The organism is Amphritea sp. (genome assembly GCF_048266285.1).
Taxonomy (GTDB): domain Bacteria; phylum Pseudomonadota; class Gammaproteobacteria; order Pseudomonadales; family Balneatricaceae; genus Amphritea.
The window spans coordinates 65,083-80,073 of record NZ_JBLWZV010000018.1 but is presented as its reverse complement, the minus strand read 5'-3'; the positions used below and the strand labels follow the sequence as shown (position 1 = coordinate 80,073).

The following is a 14,991-nucleotide window of genomic DNA, read 5'->3' as shown; positions in this document are numbered from 1 at the left end:
ATAATTTAAACTATCTTATAGCCAAATCTTTTACAGGCCCCAACTATCAAAAATGTTAATAATATAAATCATTAGCCGATTATTCATCCCCCCTCAAAATAAAAACCAAATCATTCTAAAAAAAATATTTTTTAACTCTTAAAATCAATCACTTATAAAAAATAATAGTAATTGGTCTCGTTATTGCTTTCCCCCTACAAACCACAACAACAAATAAGAACACTTATCTAATGCTGTCCAACATTGAACTGTGTCAGCAAACTCTTGCCAACCGATGCCTACGGCACAAAGCGGGGTTAATTACACAGTATCTTGAGCAACTTATTAGGCTAAGCGTTTTAATAATAGAGGTATGTTTGATGGACAGAGTGCTTCCACCAGGTCTCGATAGATCAACTTTTGAGAAAGCGTTAACTGAGTTCAATCAGGTTGTAGGAAAACAATGGGTTTTTATTGAAAGAAAAAAGGTCGATCTATATAGAGACGCTTACACCCCATTAGACGCTAACGATGAATTTTATGCTTCTGCTGCGATAGCCCCCGCTAGCACGGAAGAAGTTCAAGCCATCGTTAAAATCGCCAATAGATATAAAATTCCTCTCTGGAGTATCTCCACAGGCAAAAACCTTGCTTATGGCGGTTCATCTCCAAGAATGACCGGCACCATCGTTCTTGACCTCAAGCGCATGAATAAAATCCTAGAAGTTAACGAGGAGCTTGCTTACGTACTGGTCGAACCTGGCGTTAGCTTTTTCGACCTTCACAACCATTTAAAAGAAAATCACTCAAAACTATGGATGTCAGTGCCATCTCCTGGGTGGGGTAGTGTTCTGGGTAACGCACTGGAACGTGGTGCTGGTTACACACCGTATGGTGATCACTTTGGCCAACAGTGCGGTATGGAAGTCGTCCTTGCCGACGGTGAACTTATGCGCACAGGTAACGGCGCGATTGAGGGCACCGATAGTTGGCAACAGTTCAAATACGGATTTGGGCCTTATGTTGATGGTCTATTCACCCAATCCAATTATGGTGTTGTCACCAAAATGGGATTATGGCTAATGCCTGAGCCAGAATACTACACGTGCGGAATGATCCATGTCAGGGATGAAGATCAACTAGAAAATATCGTCAACACACTTCGCCCTTTCATGCTCGATAAAACAATTGAATGCGCCCCCTCCATCTACACAGGCACCTTCGAAGCGGCCTTCCGTACAGTGAGATCAAAATATAAACAAGGTCCCGTTCCGATGACTAAAAAGGAACTACGGGACATGTACGCAGACCTCGGCGTTGGATGGTGGAATATACGCCTTTCATTTTATGGTGATGAATCCACAGTTAAACATAACTGGGAAAAAGTACGCTTAGCTTTTGAGAAACTTCCAGGCGTCACCCATGAGATGAAAGAGTTCAGAACACCACTCACTATTGACGAGCTCGACTACAACGAAAAGCTTCAAGCAGGCATACCGAATATGGCCGAGTGGAATGTTATCAACTGGGGCACCGGCTTGAGCGGCCATATGGACTTTTCCCCAACCTGTCCACTGATAGGCTCCACAGCCATGGAGCAATACAACCTGTTCAGCAAGATGGTTCAGGATGCTGGTTATGAATATGTCGGCGGATTTGTCGGTCGAGAACGAGGCCTACTGCATATTGTTCCGCTACCTATCATTAAAAATATGCCTGAAGTGAATAAGCAAGGCCGGAAAGCGATAAGTGCAATGATTGATGAAGGTGCTAAACGTGGCTGGGCAGCTTACCGTTCACACCTTTTCCTTATGGATCAGGTTGCGGGATCGTATTCATTCAATGATGGCGCTGCACTTAAATTCAATCAAACCCTAAAAGATGCGCTTGACCCCAATGGCATATTCGCCCCAGGTAAACAGGGAATTTGGCCTAAAGCTTACCGGGAGGCGAAATCATGAAATCTGTCTATGCTGCCCTCTTTTTAACTCTGACATCAGTGAGTCATGCAGAGTCATCTGCCACTGATGGAAAAGTAGTGTTTGATCAATGGTGCGTTCACTGTCATGGCCCTAGTAGTGCCGACCATCCTGGCACCAAGCTACTCGGACAACGTCTTGGGATTGATAAAGCGCAGCTACAAAAGCGCTCAGACCTAACTACTGAGTATGTACAGTATATTGTGCGATCAGGCATTTTCAGTATGCCCTTTTTTCGGGATACCGAAATCTCAGATCAACAACTTAAAGCGCTTGCGACATACCTCGCAGAAAAGAAGTAGTCATCAATGACGTCCGTGAGGTTCTTTTAACCTAGCCCTATACCCCGCTTTATTCGATGGTAAAAGATGAGCGGGGTTAGCTTACCAATTGGTGCCAACAATGAATGAATACAAGCTGTTTATTAATGGACAACCCGTTAATTCATCATCACAAAAAAAACTTATTTCACGCAACCCATACAATAATGAAGAGTTCGCAACCGTCCATCAAGCGAATGAGTCTGACATATTAAAGGCGATAGACGCTGCAGATCAGGCCTTCCAAACGTGGAAAGATACACTTCCTCAGCAGAAGGAACTTATCTTTCTCAAAGCGGCTGACTTGATGGAGCAGAAATCACATGCACTGATAAAACTGCTGACTCAGGAATCAGGGTCGACGCAATTAAAAGCCGGTTTTGAACTGCATCTAACTCCCTCAACGTTAAGAGGCATGGCGGGAGAGTGTCGTAGAGTAGCCGGCCAAACGTTTGTATCTGAGTCCCATGGCGTACGTTCTTACAGTATTCGCAAACCATTGGGGGTTATTACCGCCATCTCACCTTTCAACTTTCCTTTGCTCCTGACAGTACGAAAAATAGGCTGGGCAATCGCAGCGGGGAATTGTGTTGTCCTTAAGCCCTCCGAAGCAACCCCAATTATCGCACTACAACTCGGCGAGATCTTCAAAGAAGCGGGCCTTCCAGACGGTGTATTGAATATTGTTCCGGCACAAGCTACGGATATCGGCGACATTCTGATAGATGATCCAAGAGTCAAAAAAGTTACTTTTACCGGCTCAACTTTGGTGGGTAAGAAAATAGCCCAGAAAGCAGCAGCCCATCTGAAAAAATTCACCCTAGAACTGGGCGGAAAAAATCCGATGATCGTACTTAAAGACGCCGATATTAAGTATGCCGTCGATGCCGCTGCTTTCAGCAACTTCATACATCAAGGACAAGTATGTATGACCGGCTCTCGTATCATTGTAGAAGACGAGATCTATGAGGAATTCTGCAACAAGTTTGCACAGAAAGCTCAATCACTTAAAGCTGGTGATCCTAGCGACCCTACGGTTATTGTTGGCCCTTTGATCCGCTCTTCACAGATCAACTTTATTAAATCAATTATCGCTGAAGCCCAAACAGAAGGCGCTCGCTTACTCACCGGTGGTGATAATGTCGGGAACTGTCTCCTACCAACAGTCATAGCTGATGTCACAGAAAACATGTCCATATTCCAGCGGGAGTGTTTTGGCCCTGTCGCATCAATCATTCGAGCTAAAGATTATAAAGATGCCATCCGACTGGCTAACAACTCCGAATACGGCCTCTCCTCAGCGGTTATCACAAATGACTTACAGAAATCCTATGAGATATCTGAAGCTCTAGAAACAGGGATGGTGCACATTAATGGCCCAACGATCCGCGATGAAGCCGTTGCTCCCTTTGGTGGTGTTAAAAACAGTGGCTTTGGACGCGAGGGTGGCCAATTTTCCATGGACGAGTTTACCGAAGTGAAGTGGGTCACCGTGCAGTTAGGGCAGCAAGACTTCCCTTTCTAACCTTATAAATACAACAAAAGGAAATAGATATGAAAAAAGCATTAGTACTAGCAACGGCAGCACTACTGGGTATGTCTTCAGGCTCATACGCTCTAGACGATGTTAACGGTATGTATCAAGAGAAAGCTGATCACACCAAATATGACCCCAAAACAAACCCGATGCCGATGGTTCGACCACTTGATATGCCGATGTTTCATCTTGGCTTCCCAAGAGCAACGTTCATTCCGATGATCCTCCCTTCGGATACCGGCGGGTTATTCAGCGGTGGTATTGAGCATATTGAACATGATTATTATGGCCCACCACACATCCACTACCATCGTACTGAAACAGTTATTGTCACAGAAGGCACTATTCAGATGCGCGTCGGTGACAAAGATATGGTGGTTACAGAAGGTCAGTGGGTACACGTCCCTGCCGGACAGGTTCATGGTTATAAATCCACCGGTTCACCCGCCAAGTGGGTTATTTTGTGGAACTATATAGACAAACCAACACATAAACCGTTGCCGAAAGAGTGTGACCGCTCAGACTGGACGGCAGAAATGAATGCAGACCCCTTAAAAATGACTGACTGGTACAACAACTGCGTTGAAGATTTCCAAATGCTTGACGGCCCTGAGCCGTTCGAAACAAAACCGTGGAAAGAAACACTACCAAGATAATAGCTAACGCTACAGGAGGAAATAAATATTTTCTCCTGTATTAACAAGGCCATAAGAACCACTAAGGCAGCAATGTCTCACTTTCTGCCTGATAAATACAACAATACAACAAAAGAAAATAGATATGAAAAAAGCATTAGTACTGGCAACGGCAGCACTACTGGGTATGTCTTCAGGCTCATACGCTTTAGACGATGTTAACGGTATGTATCAAGAGAAAGCTGATCACACCAAATATGACCCGAAAACAAACCCTATGCCGATGGTTCGACCACTTGATATGCCGATGTTTCATCTTGGTTTTCCAAGAGCAACATTTATTCCTATGATCCTACCCTCAGATACCGATGGGCTATTCAGTGGTGGTATTGAGCATATTGAACATGATTATTATGGCCCGCCACACATCCACTACCACCGTACTGAAACGGTTATCGTCACTGAAGGTACTATTCAGATGCGCGTTGGTGACAAAGATATGGTGGTTACAAAAGGTCAATGGGTGCACGTCCCTGCTGGACAGGTTCATGGTTATAAATCCACGGGTTCACCGGCCAAGTGGGTTATTTTGTGGAACTATTTAGACAAGCCAACACATAAACCACTGCCGAAAGAGTGTGATCGCTCAGACTGGACCGCACAAATGAATGCAGACCCCTTGAAAATGACCGACTGGTACAACAACTGCGTTGAAGACTTCCAAATGCTCGACGGTCCTCTACCGTACGAACAAAAACCGTGGAAAGACACGTTACCAAGATAATAGCTGATATTACAGGTGGAAATTCTTTCTTCCACCTGTAACAATCAAACCTTATGGTAGATTATCTTGAAAATAGAAATGAAAAAGCCAAATACAACGGCGAGCCCAGGTAATTCAGTCGACCTAACAGATCTCATCAGTTTTTATCCAGAAACGGGCCGTCTACAATTCTCTGATGAATACGTTTCTCTAATCCAGACCTCTGCCTTAGCTCGAATGAAAAGAGAAATCGTTGAAATTATTGGCATCCGAGAGACATCCAGAATTTTTTGCGAACTCGGATTTTCATCCGGAAAACGAGATGCACTCACCTGTCAGAAAACCTATAAAGAAAGCCCTATAAAAGAGATTTTTGCTATCGGTCAACAGGCACAGTCTATTCGTGGCACGATCAACACAAAAATAATACAACAAGATATAGACCCTCTTGCCCCCTATTTTTATGAAGAAAGAACCTTTACCGGTAATTTCGAAGTAGACGCCATACTCCAAAATAAAGGGTTATCTAAAAACGCAGCATGCTGGATGCAAACAGGCTATATGAGTGGCTTTGCATCAACTTTATTAAATATCCCCATTATCTATAAAGAAATTGAATGCGAAGTATCCGGTCACCAATGCTGTAGATTGATAGGCAAACAACTATCAGATTGGTATGAAGATGAAATACACGATCAACTCAAATATATTTCACTCTGCCAAGAGTCTACGACTGCACCAAAACAGCGCCCCCATAACACGTCGGCTATTTTGACTAACGATATCACTATTGAAACCACTCATGGTGTGATTGGTAGTTCAGACGCACTTAAAAAATGCTTAGCCCGAATCAAGAATGTTGCCAACGCTAATACATCTGTACTTTTCTTAGGCGAGACAGGAGTGGGGAAAGAAAAACTCGCGCAGACGTTGCATACGATCAGTAATCGCAATAACCACCCCTTTATTGCCATAAACTGTTCGGCAATACCAGATGAATTAGTTGAATCGGAGCTTTTTGGCGTACAAAAGGGAGCTTATACAGATGCAAGTAAATCCAGAGCGGGTCGATTTGAAAGGGCAAATGGAGGAACGCTTTTTCTCGATGAAATAGGAGATCTATCTTGGGAAGCACAAACCAAACTTTTAACGGCTCTTCAAGATAAAGAAATTGAACGAGTCGGCGATAGCAAAACAATATCGGTTGATGTCAGAATTGTTGCTGCTACCAGCATTGACCTTAATAAAGCGGCAGCGAATGGACGCTTCAGAACCGACCTACTCTATAGACTCAACGTATTTCCGATTCACATACCCCCATTAAGACAACGAAAATCAGATATTCCGATGTTTCTCCATCACTACATAAAACATTTCAGTAAAATCCACAAAAAAAATATCAGCGGTATTTCTTCCCGTGTCGTAGAGCAATTAACTAACTACACTTTCGAGGGAAATGTCCGAGAGCTAGAAAATATCACCGAGCGCGCAGTTATCTTAGCAGAAAATAATGAAACCCTTGATTATGGACATTTTTCAAATTTAGAAGGCTCATTGAATCTTGAGGTTGATACAACAGGTCAAGAAGCAGCCCCTCTATATGATTCTATCCTTGATGATATGACAAGAGACCAACTTCAATACGCCGATATCCAAACTCTCTTTTTAAAGAATATCGTTGCGAAAAATAATGGTAATATATCGAAAACTGCACGTGAACTTGACATGACAAGGATAAAACTCGAATACCGATTGAAGAAGTCGGCTAAGCATGCCAAAACGTAACAGCCTAAAATGGGGCTGCTACAACCGGCCTCGACACATTCAAAGCGTTCATCGAGTACATCCTAAACCACTGAGCAATGCTGTTAAGCCCAATTTCGTCAACGTCTATACCATCGAATTTCCATCCAAAATAATTTTCAAATAATTACCATTAACGCTAAATCTTATGTTTTTGACAATAAAGAAGGGTATAACGATCAATAGTGAATCTCTTATCCCGTTGTCGCATTTATTCTAAAACCCTCAACTCGCTACGTTTTGTTTCACTCTCAAGCAAAATCCATAGTAACTACAAGGCGCTTTTCACCACCGGAAACTGCTGGAGAACGATGCACCGCTCCCAACCCATCATTGCCATACCAGCCATCACCTTTTAACAGAACAATATCTCCCGAGTTAACCTGTTGAATACAAGCTGGACGAGAAATCAGCCCTGACTCATCGTCATTCAAACCCATATTTCCAGAGCCCAGCTTGCCGCGGTCTACATCACTATTATGAAGCCACTCTGTTCCTTGCCCCTGATAAGTGCTGACTAAACGACAACCTAATTTGTCAGTATGGAAACGGGGGCACATCGCACGATCCAGCACCTGTAGCCTTACACCAACCTCATCAAGTTCAAACAAGCAGGCATACATATCAAGCAACAAGGCCAGATCATCGATGAACGCTGATTGGCTTTCCAGATCAGGCAATAAAGATCTTAGAGACGAAACCGCTTTCTCAGGATTAATGACAGAGCGAAGATTAAAACCAGGTTTGCTTGTGACTAGCATCTGGCAATAGCCAGCGACTTCTTTTGCCAACGTTCGCTCTAACACGACTAGATTTATCTGTTCTTGATAAATCTTTGCCATCACTTCAGGCATTAAACCTGATGCATAGCTCTGCTCTCCAAGACCAATACAACCTGCCCGATTTTCTTCCCGCTCTACCACATTCATACCAACACCTGACATAATTGCTACATCTCATTAAGGTTATGTTATAACATCTTTAATCAAGTTATTCTAACATCCGATAGATTATTCATGTCAGGAGACTGCTATATGAGCAAGATGTTCTTTCAACGTCTGGAAAGCAATGCCCACAATCACAGACTGCCATTAGCAGAGGTGATGGAGAACCTTTGCTTTAATGAAAACGGGCTCATTCCCGTTATCACCCAAGACTGCTCGACCAAAGCGGTATTAATGCAGGCCTGGATGAATAGAGAAGCACTGGATAAAACGCTATATACAGGACATATGATTTACTGGTCACGAAGTCGTCACTGCTTCTGGGAAAAAGGAGCAACCAGTGGCCATACCCAAAAATTGATCAGCATCTCATTTGATTGCGATGGTGATGTCATTCTCTGCCAAGTGGAGCAGAAAGGTGCAGCCTGTCATACTGGTCGCCCCTCATGCTTCTATCTCGAAGTTGAGCCTGAACAACAACAGGTTAGGATTATTGGGGATGCTCAGCAGCCATGACGACCCCATCTGCTTATACAGACAATCCCGTTTAACGAATGAAGATGAAAAACTTCTAGTAGATCTACGAACTTCTAACCTACTCCAAGAAGGTTCAAATAGCTCAGCTAGACAATCGTACCGTGAATAACGAAATCTGCCCCCCGATCGAGAGAAACAGTCTATCCCCGCGGAACAGTGCCATGCAGACATACATTTGCATCGCAGCTATTATCAACAGGTATGATATCGAAAGGCTGGATCGCGCAACAAATGGGACAAACCAGCACTAAAATGCTAGATGATCACTATGCTAAATAGATACCAGAGGATGCTCCGCCGATGGCGAATATGATTAACAAGATAATGGAATTTTCGAATCAAACAGCCCCACAGATGCCTCAGAAAAAGGACGATACACTGTAAGTCATAGAAATATAAGATAAAAAATGGCGGTGAGGGAGGGATTCGAACCCTCGATACCTTGCGGTATACACACTTTCCAGGCGTGCTCCTTCGGCCACTCGGACACCTCACCACGTTTGCTTGTTTACACATGAGTTGCTGTAAACGCTCTGAGAGCCGATCTCAGAGGTCGCGTACTTTAATAGAATTCAGGACTTAAATCAAACATATGAAGGGCTTTTTAACGACTTTTTTAGGATTAATCAAAAACATCAATTAATTGATAAAAAATAGCCACAACAAAGAAAACCCCGCCGTGAAGGGCTTCACGACGGGGTCTGTTAGGCATAAAAAGATCAGGGACGGGACATACCCCTATAAATGATCTCTTAGTCAGCCTGACGTCGCAAAAACGCCGGAATATCAAGAAACTCCATATCGTCAGTGCCTGTTTTGCGTGTTTCAGCAACCGGCTCAGGTTCAACCACAGGATTATCCTGCGCGCGGACAGAGTCATTACGGTTACGCATCACCGTTGGTAGTTCCAACTGGCTATAATCACTTACAGCGCTAGCGGCACGGCGTGAGCCTGTCGCGCCTGTTGTACCATTGCTAACCACTCGAATATCTTGTTTCTCAGCACCACCGAGACCTGTCGCAACAACGGTCACTTTAATCTCATCAGTCATTTCTGGATCGATAACGGTACCAACGACGACAGTAGCGCTGTCAGAAGCAAACTCTTCGATCACCTGACCCACATCGCTAAATTCACCCAAGCCTAAATCTAGGCCTGCCGTTATATTAACCAAGATACCGCGAGCGCCCATCAGATCAACATCTTCCAGCAGTGGGCTACGTACAGCCGCTTCTGCCGCTTCAACGGCACGGTTCTCACCTCGAGCTGAGCCAGTCCCCATCATCGAGGTACCCATCTCTGACATAACAGTGCGCACATCAGCGAAATCGACATTGATCATACCCGGACGGATAATCAAGTCAGAAATACCCTGTACCGCGCCTTTCAGCACATCATTCGCTTCATCAAATGCTTTCATTAGGGTGCAGTTCTTACCCAGCACCTGAAGCAGTTTTTCGTTAGGCACAATAATCAGTGAATCAACATGCTCGGATAGCTCTTTGATTCCTTGGTCGGCAATCAGCATGCGCTTCTTGCCTTCAAACGGGAATGGCTTGGTCACCACGGCAACAGTCAAAATACCAAGCTCTTTAGCCACTTCAGCCACAATTGGTGCTGCACCTGTACCGGTACCACCACCCATACCGGCGGTGATAAATACCATATCAGCACCGCTCAGCATCTCGACGATCTGATCGCGATCTTCAAGCGCCGCATCACGACCAATATCAGGGTTCGCGCCAGCTCCTAGCCCCTTGGTGATCTCGCCACCCAGCTGTAGGACGTTGCGTGAGCCCATATTATTCAGTGCCTGTGCATCGGTATTCGCACAGATAAATTCAACCCCGCCCACTTCTGACGAGACCATGTGCTGGACCGCGTTACCGCCGCCACCACCCACGCCAATCACCTTGATGACCGCGCTTTGTGCAATATTATTAACTAGTTCAAACATGTCCCATTCCTCCAGGTTCAGTGCCCAACCCGCACCTGTTGTATTGCTTATTATTACGTTCGGTTTATTCGCTATCTGTCACATCCTGTGAACCTATCGATCGAGGTCATTCGCTGACCTACAATCGACACTCGGGGAACACTTCAAAAGTTCCCCTGAAACCAAGTCTTCATCCGCTGCAGAACATTGGGTTGCTCAACACCATCGTCAACCGGTACCGCTTCAGCCATATGCTGATTATCTTGTTTAGCGTATTGCAGCAAGCCAATGCCGGTGGCATAGATAGGGCTATTCAAAATATCGCCCATTCCCCGCACACCTTTTGGCAATGCTAGGCGCACCGGCATGTGGAAAATTTCTTCCGCCAATTCTACTGCACCTTCCATCTTCGCCGTGCCGCCGGTCAGGACAATACCTGCCGCGACTAAATCTTCAAATCCACTGCGTCTCAGCTCAGCCTGTATCAGGGTGAACAGTTCGTCATAGCGAGGCTCGACCACCTCAGCTAACGCCTGCCGGGATAGATCCCGTGCTGGACGATCCCCCACACTCGGCACCTTAATGGTGTCATCGGCACTAGCCAACTGCGCCAATGCGCAGGCATATTTAATTTTGATCTCTTCTGCATGGGGTGTCGGTGTGCGTAACGCCATAGCGATATCGTTGGTCACCTGATCACCGGCAATGGGAATCACTGCCGTGTGGCGAATAGACCCCCCGGTAAAGATAGCGATATCAGTCGTGCCGCCACCCATATCCACCATGCAAACGCCCAACTCTTTTTCGTCATCGGTCAGTACCGAATAACTGGACGCTAATTGCTCCAACACCGAGTTATCCACCGCTAAACCGCAACGCTGAACGCATTTTTCAATATTCTGTACCGCGTTCACCGCGCCGGTCACCAGATGCACCTTAGCTTCCAATCGAACACCGGACATCCCCAATGGCTCACGAATGCCTTCCTGGTTATCGATGACATATTCTTGCGGTAAAATATGCAGAATCTTTTGATCAGCAGGAATCGCCACCGCTCGGGCCGCATCAATCACTCGTTCTAGATCATGTTCCATTACTTCACCCTCACGCACCGCGACAATGCCGTGAGAGTTCATGCTCTTGATATGACTGCCGGCAATACCCACCGTTACCGAATGGATCTTGCAGCCGGCCATCAGCTCAGCCTCTTCTACCGCCCGCTGAATAGAATGCACAGTGGACTCAATATTCACCACCACCCCGCGCTTAAGCCCGCGAGACTCATGAGAGCCAATGCCAACGATATCGATTGTGCCGTCTAGGCCGACCTCGCCCACTAGACACACCACTTTCGAGGTGCCTATATCCAGTGCCACGATCATATTGCTCGTCATTGCCATATCAAGTCACATTTTGAAATTCGTTGTTCCGTCACAGAACACTCAAATTACCAGGCTGATGTTTGTTTCAGTCCTGAATATTATTTAACCAACAGCGGATGTTTTTCATCCACTTAAATCATTCTTTTTGCTAAGACCCGTATTATTGATAACTACAGCAAAAAATAAACCAAATATTTACGAAAATGAGTATTTATCTAAACAAAAGTTTGCAATAACAAAATACCAGCCCCAAATTTGGTCTATTTATCTATATCGGCCATATTTTGCTATCTTTAGCAGCAGATACCCTTGCCACATCAGCCATTACAGCAAATATAGCACTTCTTAGATAACCTCTCTATTTTTATCATATATCCAGACTTTTTTGTACAAAAAATATACAAAAATCAAAATCAAATTTTGATCAAAAACATAGCAATCATTATTTAATCTTGATGTTTTTAAGAATTTTCAATATTTAATATTGATGATTTTGAGAAATTTCAAAATTAAGTTTTGATTTTTCACTAAAAATCAACATGACATATTGATATAAAAATAGGGGCTAATAATGACGATATAAATCGGAGGTTAATAGTTCAACGCCATCACTCGTAGCCAGTGCGGTAGTTATAACCTGTATCAACGTTACGCCAATCCTGTCGTTCAGGAGACTGCTGTAGATAAGTTCTAATCGACGTTGTGCCATCAGCAAGAAAGCTACTATCAAGAAAGTTGTCCAGCACCGCTTGACCCTGAGAGGCCACCGCTTGCAGACAGAATGCCAGATAACGAGGAAACGGAAGAATATCATCACGCCAGAGAGACCCGTGATAAAAATCCCCGACCCGGCGCTCATACTCCTGCGGGGTAATACATTTATTTAGCCGGTAATCGAGATCATTGTAAGCGGTACACATACGCCCCACATTCGGTTCTGCAGGATTAACTGAACCATCAAGCCTCACAGTCTCCACTTCGACCCAACGAAACCGGTGTTCCCGTTCATAAAGCGCCGTAAAGTCATCAACCGAACATTCAAACTGGCTGCAAATAATCTCTCCAGTCTTAACTGCCTGTGTAGAACAGGATGCTAATTGTAGATTAGCCGGGTCAGCGCCAAAGCGACTGATAAAGACGACTCCGACTTTATTAAAGATGCGTCGATAACCGGGCACCCGCACTAACCGAAAATTTTGCAGCGCAGGCACGGTTTGCAAAGCAGAATGCTCAGATAAGAGTGAGCCATAACCCACCACCGAAATCATCACTCGAGAATCTCCAACTGTTCCGCATCGGGGTCAGAATCAAGGGCTTTATCGGCCAGTTTTTTATCCAGCTCTTTCTTACTCTTAACCCCGAGTTTGTGCAGTGAAGCGGCTTGGCTTACTAAATTACCCCGTCCAGTGCTGAGCCGTTTATGGGCCGTTTCATAAGCCGCCTGAGTACGCCCCAAGTGACGCCCCACATCGTCTAACGACTCCACAAAACCAACAAACTTATCATGCAGCTCACCGCCCCGTTGGGCGATCTCTTGAGCAAAACGGTTTTGTCGTTCATAGCGCCAAATATTATTGATGGTGCGTAGCGTCACTAACAAAGTTGAAGGGCTGACTAAAATAATATTGCGTTCATAGGCAAAGCTGAAAAGCTCTTTATCCTGTTGCAGCGCCAGCAAAAAAGCCCCTTCCACGGGGATAAACATCAAGACGAAATCCAGTGAACGCACCCCTTCGAGGCTCTGATAAGCTTTATCACTTAAGCCGCGTACATGGCTGCGAATGGATTGCAGGTGCGCAGCTAATGCCTGTTCCTGCATCCGCGTTTCACCACTAGAACAATATTTTTCATAAGCCGTTAGCGACACCTTAGCATCGACAATAACATCTTTATCATCCGGTAAACGGATAATCACATCGGGCATATAGCGCTGCCCCTCTTCGTTCAGAGAGACCTGCGTTTCATATTCATAGCCTTTGCGCAGCCCCGATTGTTCCAATACCCGCTCAAGGATAACTTCGCCCCAGTTACCCTGAGTTTTACTTTCCCCTTTAAGGGCATTGGTCAGATTGACCGCATCGGCACTCATTTGCTGATTCAACTCTTTCAGCTGGGTAATCTGTTCATATAATGAACGCCGATCTTTGGCCTCCTTGTCGTAGACATCATCAACACGCCGTTTAAACTCACCGAGTTGATCCCTTAAGGGCGTCAGTAAAGAGCCGAGAGAATCTTTATTAGCGGAAGTGAATTTAGCGGATTTCTCTTCAAAGATTTTATTCGCCAAATTCTGAAATTCACTTTTCAGTTGATCCCGCGCTTCGGTGAGCAACTGCAGCTTTTCAGATTGCGATTCCCGCTCGCTTTCGAGTCGGCTTTCTAATTCGGCAATTCGGGCCTGCCGCTGACTCAGTAAGCGCTGTAGGTTATCCACCTGCTCATGCTGTTCGGCCAACTCATCGTCTTGATGATACTTCTGCGCTTCAATCTGTTGCAGGCGCACTTGATCTAACTCTAATTCACGTACCCTCGCACGACTCTGTTGTTGCTCCCGCTCAAGTAACTGAGCGCGTTCAGCCGAGCTATTCAGTTCAACCTGAAAACGCTCAAGTTGTTCCTGAGCTTTAAGCCTCTCGGTTTCGTAAGCCTGTAACTGCTGATTAAAAAGTCCTTTGAGCTTCACTGCGTTTAACTGCCACAACAGTACCCCCAACAGCAAGCCAAGCCCGAGGCCAATAATCGCAGTGATGAAGGGGTCATTGAGTAATGCAGTAAGGGTCGGTTCCATTGTTGTTCCTTAATAACGGACGCTGAGAAGCGGTCTTACCAAAAGTAATACAGCAAACCGACAGACACGAGCGTGAGCGGTAACATAATAAACAGGTTGACCTTGTCACCAAACATACGTTGCGTAATGCCCACTGAGATCGCAGGAAAAGAGATGAAAATACTGCTCAGGGGTATCCACCATTCCAATAGACGAAAACCGTAAGCCAGCGCGCCAATCAGCGTCAACGCCCCGAGATTACCCGCCATAATAACCAACACAGCGCCATTTCGACTCTGCAGGAAAGCGGACTTCTCAGCCTCTGGTAGTTTATTCAGCTGACCGGCACTGAGGGCGGTAGACATAGATACAAAACCGGTAACAAGAAACAGAATCAGGGGTTCCAAA

At 45.1% G+C, this 14,991-nt stretch carries 13 protein-coding genes and 1 tRNA gene; 7 read left to right on the top strand and 7 right to left on the bottom strand.

Going from position 1 to position 14,991, the window contains the following annotated elements; genetic code table 11:
• The first annotated feature begins 359 nt into the window (after nt 1-359).
• From ACN0T0_RS16270 to ACN0T0_RS16245, 6 genes are all read left to right on the top strand, one after another.
• On the top strand, nt 360-1,940 hold the full coding sequence (locus tag ACN0T0_RS16270; protein WP_417227783.1) for an FAD-binding oxidoreductase: 1,581 nt from the start codon (nt 360-362) through the stop codon (nt 1,938-1,940).
• The gene (locus ACN0T0_RS16265; protein WP_417227782.1) at nt 1,937-2,260 is read left to right on the top strand and encodes a c-type cytochrome; all 324 of its coding nucleotides are present in this window, start codon (nt 1,937-1,939) and stop codon (nt 2,258-2,260) included. Before ACN0T0_RS16270 ends, ACN0T0_RS16265 begins: the two co-directional genes overlap by 4 nt.
• A gap of 100 nt (nt 2,261-2,360) precedes the next feature.
• The gene (locus tag ACN0T0_RS16260) at nt 2,361-3,803 is read left to right on the top strand and encodes an aldehyde dehydrogenase family protein (RefSeq protein ID WP_417227781.1); all 1,443 of its coding nucleotides are present in this window, start codon (nt 2,361-2,363) and stop codon (nt 3,801-3,803) included.
• 29 nt (nt 3,804-3,832) lie between these two features.
• Nucleotides 3,833-4,471 carry a cupin domain-containing protein gene (locus ACN0T0_RS16255; protein ID WP_417227780.1) on the top strand — a complete coding sequence of 213 codons (639 nt, stop codon included), beginning with the start codon at nt 3,833-3,835 and terminating at the stop codon, nt 4,469-4,471.
• Between the two features lie 124 nt (nt 4,472-4,595).
• Nucleotides 4,596-5,234: a cupin domain-containing protein gene (locus tag ACN0T0_RS16250; protein ID WP_417227779.1), complete on the top strand. Its 639-nt coding sequence runs from the start codon at nt 4,596-4,598 to the stop codon at nt 5,232-5,234.
• Nucleotides 5,235-5,300: 66 nt separating this feature from the next.
• Nucleotides 5,301-6,998, top strand: a complete 1,698-nt coding sequence (locus tag ACN0T0_RS16245; protein WP_417227778.1) for a sigma 54-interacting transcriptional regulator — start codon at nt 5,301-5,303, stop codon at nt 6,996-6,998.
• 269 nt (nt 6,999-7,267) lie between these two features.
• On the opposite strand, the gene ACN0T0_RS16240 is transcribed toward ACN0T0_RS16245, so the two are convergent.
• A complete protein-coding gene (locus tag ACN0T0_RS16240; RefSeq protein WP_417227777.1) occupies nt 7,268-7,945 on the bottom strand; it encodes a DUF1826 domain-containing protein in 678 nt (225 codons plus the stop codon).
• A 105-nt stretch (nt 7,946-8,050) separates the two neighbouring features.
• Between ACN0T0_RS16240 and hisI the strand changes: the two genes are divergently transcribed.
• Nucleotides 8,051-8,476, top strand: a complete 426-nt coding sequence (gene hisI / locus ACN0T0_RS16235) for a phosphoribosyl-AMP cyclohydrolase (RefSeq protein ID WP_417227776.1) — start codon at nt 8,051-8,053, stop codon at nt 8,474-8,476.
• A gap of 429 nt (nt 8,477-8,905) precedes the next feature.
• Here the strand turns inward: hisI and ACN0T0_RS16230 are convergent.
• From ACN0T0_RS16230 to ACN0T0_RS16205, 6 genes are all read right to left on the bottom strand, one after another.
• Nucleotides 8,906-8,993, bottom strand: a tRNA-Ser gene (locus ACN0T0_RS16230).
• Nucleotides 8,994-9,249: 256 nt separating this feature from the next.
• Nucleotides 9,250-10,455: a cell division protein FtsZ gene (gene ftsZ / locus ACN0T0_RS16225; protein WP_417227775.1), complete on the bottom strand. Its 1,206-nt coding sequence runs from the start codon at nt 10,453-10,455 to the stop codon at nt 9,250-9,252.
• Nucleotides 10,456-10,598: 143 nt separating this feature from the next.
• A complete protein-coding gene (ftsA, locus tag ACN0T0_RS16220) occupies nt 10,599-11,834 on the bottom strand; it encodes a cell division protein FtsA (RefSeq protein WP_417227774.1) in 1,236 nt (411 codons plus the stop codon).
• Nucleotides 11,835-12,424: 590 nt separating this feature from the next.
• Nucleotides 12,425-13,084: a gamma-glutamylcyclotransferase gene (locus tag ACN0T0_RS16215; protein WP_417227786.1), complete on the bottom strand. Its 660-nt coding sequence runs from the start codon at nt 13,082-13,084 to the stop codon at nt 12,425-12,427.
• On the bottom strand, nt 13,084-14,604 hold the full coding sequence (rmuC, locus tag ACN0T0_RS16210) for a DNA recombination protein RmuC (RefSeq protein WP_417227773.1): 1,521 nt from the start codon (nt 14,602-14,604) through the stop codon (nt 13,084-13,086). The genes ACN0T0_RS16215 and rmuC overlap by 1 nt, the downstream gene beginning before the upstream one ends.
• Nucleotides 14,605-14,639: 35 nt before the next feature.
• Nucleotides 14,640-14,990, bottom strand: coding sequence for a hypothetical protein (locus ACN0T0_RS16205; protein WP_417227772.1), 351 nt, complete (start codon nt 14,988-14,990; stop codon nt 14,640-14,642).
• Nucleotide 14,991 lies beyond the last annotated feature (1 nt).